Origin of the sequence: Collinsella aerofaciens ATCC 25986, from assembly GCF_964239575.1 — a bacterium.
Lineage (GTDB): Bacteria > Actinomycetota > Coriobacteriia > Coriobacteriales > Coriobacteriaceae > Collinsella > Collinsella aerofaciens_BQ.
This window is the reverse complement of the sequence record NZ_CAXSQQ010000040.1, coordinates 1-5,466: the sequence shown is the minus strand read 5'-3', so window position 1 is coordinate 5,466 and position 5,466 is coordinate 1. Positions and strand designations below refer to the sequence as shown.

General features: G+C 58.7%; 6 protein-coding genes and 2 tRNA genes. 7 read left to right on the top strand and 1 reads right to left on the bottom strand.

Annotation, left to right across the window (positions count from 1 at the left end):
- Positions 1-342 precede the first annotated feature (342 nt).
- The 3 genes from ACESUZ_RS09845 (at position 343) to proC (ending at position 2,602) form a co-directional block, all read left to right on the top strand.
- Positions 343-1,281, top strand: a complete 939-nt coding sequence (locus ACESUZ_RS09845; protein WP_270226098.1) for an SPFH domain-containing protein — start codon at positions 343-345, stop codon at positions 1,279-1,281.
- Positions 1,282-1,287: 6 nt separating this feature from the next.
- Positions 1,288-1,758, top strand: coding sequence for a 23S rRNA (pseudouridine(1915)-N(3))-methyltransferase RlmH (gene rlmH / locus ACESUZ_RS09840; RefSeq protein WP_373199873.1), 471 nt, complete (start codon positions 1,288-1,290; stop codon positions 1,756-1,758).
- Positions 1,759-1,831: 73 nt separating this feature from the next.
- Positions 1,832-2,602 carry a pyrroline-5-carboxylate reductase gene (gene proC, locus ACESUZ_RS09835; RefSeq protein WP_055285927.1) on the top strand — a complete coding sequence of 257 codons (771 nt, stop codon included), beginning with the start codon at positions 1,832-1,834 and terminating at the stop codon, positions 2,600-2,602.
- Between the two features lie 159 nt (positions 2,603-2,761).
- Here the strand turns inward: proC and ACESUZ_RS09830 are convergent, their stop codons facing one another.
- Positions 2,762-2,935 (bottom strand): DUF6724 family protein, encoded by a 174-nt coding sequence (locus ACESUZ_RS09830; RefSeq protein ID WP_006235069.1) that lies wholly within the window; start codon positions 2,933-2,935, stop codon positions 2,762-2,764.
- A 111-nt stretch (positions 2,936-3,046) separates the two neighbouring features.
- On the opposite strand from ACESUZ_RS09830, the gene serS reads away from it, so the two are divergent.
- From serS to ACESUZ_RS09810, 4 genes are all read left to right on the top strand, one after another.
- The gene (gene serS, locus ACESUZ_RS09825; protein WP_035136826.1) at positions 3,047-4,330 is read left to right on the top strand and encodes a serine--tRNA ligase; all 1,284 of its coding nucleotides are present in this window, start codon (positions 3,047-3,049) and stop codon (positions 4,328-4,330) included.
- A 173-nt stretch (positions 4,331-4,503) separates the two neighbouring features.
- Positions 4,504-4,881, top strand: a complete 378-nt coding sequence (locus tag ACESUZ_RS09820; protein ID WP_373199870.1) for a hypothetical protein — start codon at positions 4,504-4,506, stop codon at positions 4,879-4,881.
- 77 nt (positions 4,882-4,958) lie between these two features.
- Positions 4,959-5,035 (top strand) — tRNA-Arg (locus ACESUZ_RS09815).
- Positions 5,036-5,389: 354 nt separating this feature from the next.
- Positions 5,390-5,466, top strand: a tRNA-Arg gene (locus tag ACESUZ_RS09810).

Sequence of the window (5,466 nt, the reverse complement as noted above, 5' to 3'; positions counted from 1 at the left end):
TTGTGGCACCCTGAGCCCGCGGAAAGAAGCTGCGCCGCGGGGGAGGCGACCCCAATGGCTTTCTCATATCGTCTTTTGGGCCCATCGCGGGGACTTGAACCTGCGAAGGAGCGAGCGCCAAGAAAACGCGGAGCGTTTTTAGCGAGCTGGCGAGGACGCCGGCAGGCGGCCGAAGCCGGTGCGAATCCGCGAAGCGGATACGCGGACGTCCTTTTGCTTGCACCATTGATTGAAAGAGCTCCCAGCAATGGGAGCTTTTTTGTTATGGGCCTCTTGTTGATGTCACGTTGCTGCTTCGTGCGGGTATCCTAGTGCCAACGTGTGCCTATCAGAGGAGAGACCATGCTGTTGTCCGGTATCATCGCCGCCCTTACCAGCCTTTTGATTCCCATCATCATCCTGTTGCTGCTGCTTCCTAACGCCTGCTATGTCGTTGAACAACAGCATGCCGTGATCATCGAACGTCTGGGCAAGTTTAACCGCATCGTCAACGCGGGCTTCCACATGAAGGTGCCCGTGATCGACCGCAAGGCCGCCACGGTGAGTCTGCGCACCATGAAAAACGGTTTTGGCATCGACGTTAAGACCCAGGACAACGTGACCATCGGCCTTGAGGTCTCTGCTCAGTACCACGTGAGCTATGACATGGGCGCCGGCCCGGCAGATTCGGGTATCTACAAGAGCTACTACATGCTGCAGGAGCCCGTCGACCAGATGCGTGACTTCATCACCGACGCCCTGCGCTCTTCCATCCCTGTCTATACGCTCGATGAGGTCTTTGCCAAGAAGGATGACATCGCCAAGGACGTTAATGCCACCGTGTCCGAGCAGATGGCTGCCTACGGCTTTACCCTGGTGTCGACACTCATCACCAAGATCGCGCTGCCGACCGAGGTCGAGAACTCCATGAACGACATCAACGCCGCCCAGCGCAAGCGCGCTGCTGCGCAGGAGCTCGCTGAGGCCGACCGCATCAAGCGCGTTACCGAGGCGACCGCCGAGGCCGAGGCTATGGAAAAGGCGGGCGAAGGCATCGCCAACCAGCGCAAGGCCATCGCGCTGGGCATCAAGGATTCACTCGAGATCATCCAGGAGACGGGTGTCGGCAACGACGAGGCCAACCAGCTGTTCATGTTTACGCAGTGGTCCGAGATGATGACGGAGTTCGCTCGCACGGGTAAAACCTCGACGGTCGTGCTGCCGAGCGATTTCTCGCAGTCGGCCTCGATGTTCGAGCAGATGCTGACCGCCGGCAAAGTTCAAAACGATTCGAAGGAGTAGGTGCGCGTGAAGTACACCGTCGTTTGCGTCGGTAAGCTCAAGGAGCGCTTTTGGAAGGACGCGTGCGCCGAGTACACCAAGCGCCTGGGCGCCTATGCCAAGGTGGATGTCCGCGAGGTGGCTGATATCGACCCGGCTAAGGCGGGCGGCGTGGATGCCGCGCGCGACAAGGAGGGGGCGGCGATACTTGCAGCCCTGCCGCCTCGAGCGCATGTGATCCTGCTTGCCATTGAGGGCAAAGAGCGCTCGAGCGAGGAGCTTTCGGCGCGGCTCGATGATCTTATGCTGCGTGGTAACAGCGACATCGCCTTTGTGATTGGTGGATCGGACGGCGTGAGCGATGACGTGCGCACACGAGCCGACGAGATGCTCAGCTTTGGACGTATTACCTTGCCGCACAACTTGGCGCGCGTGGTGCTGCTGGAGCAAATCTACCGCGCCTGCAAGATCAGCCGTGGCGAGCCGTATCACAAATAGGTCGGCAATACGAAACAATGCCGTGGGACAATACCTTTCGTTTTGAAGAGCGTGTCTGAGAGGACTATGAGATATGAAGATTGGATTTGTCGGTTTTGGCAATATGGCGAGCGCTATGGCCGATGGCTGGATCGCTGCCGGTGTAGCTGCGAGCGACATGTGCGCCTGCGCGGGTCGCTACGACGCACTGGTTGAGCGCTGCGAGGCGCGCGGCATGGTCGCCTGCCACGATGCCGCCGAGGTTGTCGCCGCATCCGATATCGTGGTCGCTGCGGTCAAACCGTACATGATCGAGAAGGTATTCGCCCCGCTCAAGGATGCTCTTGCCAAAAAGGTCGTTCTGTCGGTTGCCTGGACCTGGGACAGTGCCAAGTGGGAGCAGGTCCTGCCGGGCGTCGCGCATATCTCGACGGTGCCCAACACACCGGTTTCGGTGGGCGAGGGCGTCATCGCTTGCGAGAAGGCTTCCACGCTTAGTGATGAGCAGAGCGCCGTGGTGCTTGATCTGCTTGGCAAACTCGGTGCGGTGGTCGAGCTCGATACGAGCCTGCTGTTTGTGGGCGGCACGGTGGGTGGTTGCGCTCCGGCATTTGTCGCCATGGCAATCGAGGCCCTGGGCGATGCGGCGGTCAAGCACGGTATCCCGCGTGCCGATGCCTATCGCATTGTGAGCCAGATGGTGTTGGGTACGGCAAAGCTGCAGCTTGCAACTGGCCAGCATCCTGCGGCGATGAAGGATGCCGTATGCTCGCCCGGTGGTGCCACCATCAAGGGCGTCGTTGCGCTCGAGGACGCCGGCATGCGCAGCGCCCTGGTCAAGGCAATCGACGCAACTCTCCAGTAAAACCGACCAAAAAAAGGACGGGTTTATTTTTGGCAGGTATTTTCTGCGGTTTTGTCCTTTTAGCGAAAAGCGCCCCGCAACTGGCTCAATTCCAGTTGCGGGGCGCTTGCGTTTGCCCAGATAAAACAGACCAAAATAAACCTGTCCCTTTTTGGCAGGTTAGTCCCAGAAGCTGTCTTCCTCATCCTCGGACTTGGGTCCGCGGTCGACGTACATCTTATGGGTACGCTTCTCCATTACAAAGGCAAGAATCGCAAATAACAGGATGCCGCCGGCGAAAAGGATGGCAAAACCGGTGCGGGTGCCAAACAAAAAGGAAAAAACTGCGTCCATTGGGTGCCTTCTTGCGTAGTTGAGTTGGGTCGTAAACGCTCATAAGTATATACTTGCCCATACATGTACAAGGTTGCAACCTAAATGGAATGTATATCGCCGGAGGATCTAATGCTTGATATCAAGTTTGTTCGCGAGAACCCCGATGCCATCGATGTCGCCATGGCTAACCGCCAGACGTCTTGGGATCGCGAGAAGTTCTTTGAGCTCGACGACGAGCGCCGTGCCGTCATCACCGAGGTCGAGGAACTCCAGGCTACGCGCAATGCCGAGTCCAAGAAGATCGGCGCCCTGATGAAGGAGGGCAAGAAGGAGGAGGCCGAGGCCGCCAAGGAGGCCGTGCGCGCCGTCAACGAGAAGATTGACGGTCTGGCCGAGCGTCGTACTGCCCTCGAGCAGGAGCAGTACGACTTCATGGCTCACCTGCCTAACATTCCTTGCGAGGCCACGCCGTACGGCAAGGACGAGGACGAGAACATCGAGCGTCGCCGCTGGGGCACCCCGCGCGAGTTCGACTTCGACTTTAAGCCGCACTGGGATCTGGGCACCGACCTCGACATTCTTGACTTCGAGCGCGGCAACAAGCTCTCCGGCAGCCGTTTCACCGTTCTCGGTGGCGCCGGTGCCCGCCTGGAGCGTGCCCTCATCAACTTCTTCCTCGATACGCACACCAGCCGTGGCTTCAAGGAGTGGTGGCCGCCTATCGTCGTCAAGCGTCAGACCATGTTTGGCACGGGCCAGCTGCCCAAGTTCGAGGACGACGCCTATCACGTCTCGGGCGACAACTTCCTGATCCCCACCGCCGAGGTCGTGCTTACCAACCTGCACGCCGGCGAGGTCCTCGATGCCGACACCCTGCCGCGCCGCTACACCGCCTTCACCCCCTGCTTCCGCGAGGAGGCCGGTTCCGCCGGTCGCGACACCCGCGGCATCATCCGTCAGCACGAGTTCGACAAGGTCGAGATGGTCAAGTTCGCTAAGCCGGAGGAGTCCGACGAGGAGCTCGAGAGCATGACCGCCGAGGCCGAGTACCTGCTGCAGCAGCTGGGCCTTCCGTATCGCGTGATTAGCCTGTGCACCGGCGACTTGGGCTTCTCTGCCCGTCAGACCTACGACGTCGAGGTTTGGCTGCCGAGCTACAACGCCTACAAGGAGATCAGCTCCTGCTCCAACTGCGGTGACTTCCAGGCTCGCCGCGCCAACATCAAGTATCGCGACCCCGAGAACTTCAAGGGTTCGCGCTACCTGCACACCCTCAATGGTTCCGGCCTGCCGGCCGGCCGCACCATGGCCGCCATTCTGGAGAACTACCAGAACGCCGACGGCACCATCACGATTCCCGAGGTTCTGCGTCCTTACATGGGCGGCCTCGAGAAGATCGAGCCGGTCGCGTAACTTGCCTGCATAGGGGATATGCAAGGGCGCTCCTTCGGGGGCGCCCTATTTCGTGCGTAGGTCCATACCATGCCGTGCGGACAGCTCAATAGAAAACACACGAACAACTGTTCTGTATACAGCCATCTACCTGCTATGCTTTTGCTAAATAAGAGCGAGAGAAAGGGGACGCGATGGAGCTGTTTGATGATCGGGTGGTTTTGTTTGAGAGCGACGAGGGCGGGGAGTACCTGCTTGTAACGTGTGAGCCGTCTGGCATGGGTGGCCTGGTGCTTCGGCAGACGAGTGAGGGTCCGTTGACCCAATGGTGCTTTGAGGAGTCGCCGCATGTGGTCGAGACCTTTGTGACGCACGAGGGGCTTGTGGCGCTGGAGCACTTCTATGGAGTTGGGACTTCCAACCAGGTCGCGCGCATGCTGAGCATCTCGTTTGCCGATTATGATTGCGCCCAGCGGGTGAGATCGCTCCTGAGGGAACTTGATGCCAGGTTCGACGTGATCGAAAAGCCAATCGATCGTACGGGGAACGGCGGTATATGCGGAGCAGCATGACAAAACTGCGTTCCACAAAAAAGTTTGAGATTGTGCTTGACTCCAATAAGCTAAAGTGGTTTTATATGTCTTGCGCTGCGGCGTTACCTCAGCTGGATAGAGGGTCTGACTACGAATCAGAACGTCATAGGTTCGAATCCTATACGCCGCACCAATCGAACTTAAAGCCTCCGGCAACGGGGGCTTTTCTTTTATGCCGTCACCGCATGGATTCGAACCTCGGTCGAGGCGCGAGCGTCAAGAAAACGCGAAGCGTTTTTAGCGAGCGGGCGAGGACGCCGGCAGGCGGGCGAAGCCGGTGCGGATCCGCGAAGCGGATGCGCGGAATCCTATACGCCGCACCAATCGAAATTGAAAGTCTCCGGCAACGGGGGCTTTTATTTTATGGCGGTATCCCATGGATCCGAATCTCGGTCGAGGCGCGGGCGTCTCAATCATCACTTCGTAAAATTTTTCCAAATTGTCGCTTGACCCATCGAGGGGTCACGTGCATAATAATCCGTGCGTTGCGGCGTTACCTCAGCTGGATAGAGGGTCTGACTACGAATCAGAACGTCATAGGTTCGAATCCTATACGCCGCACCA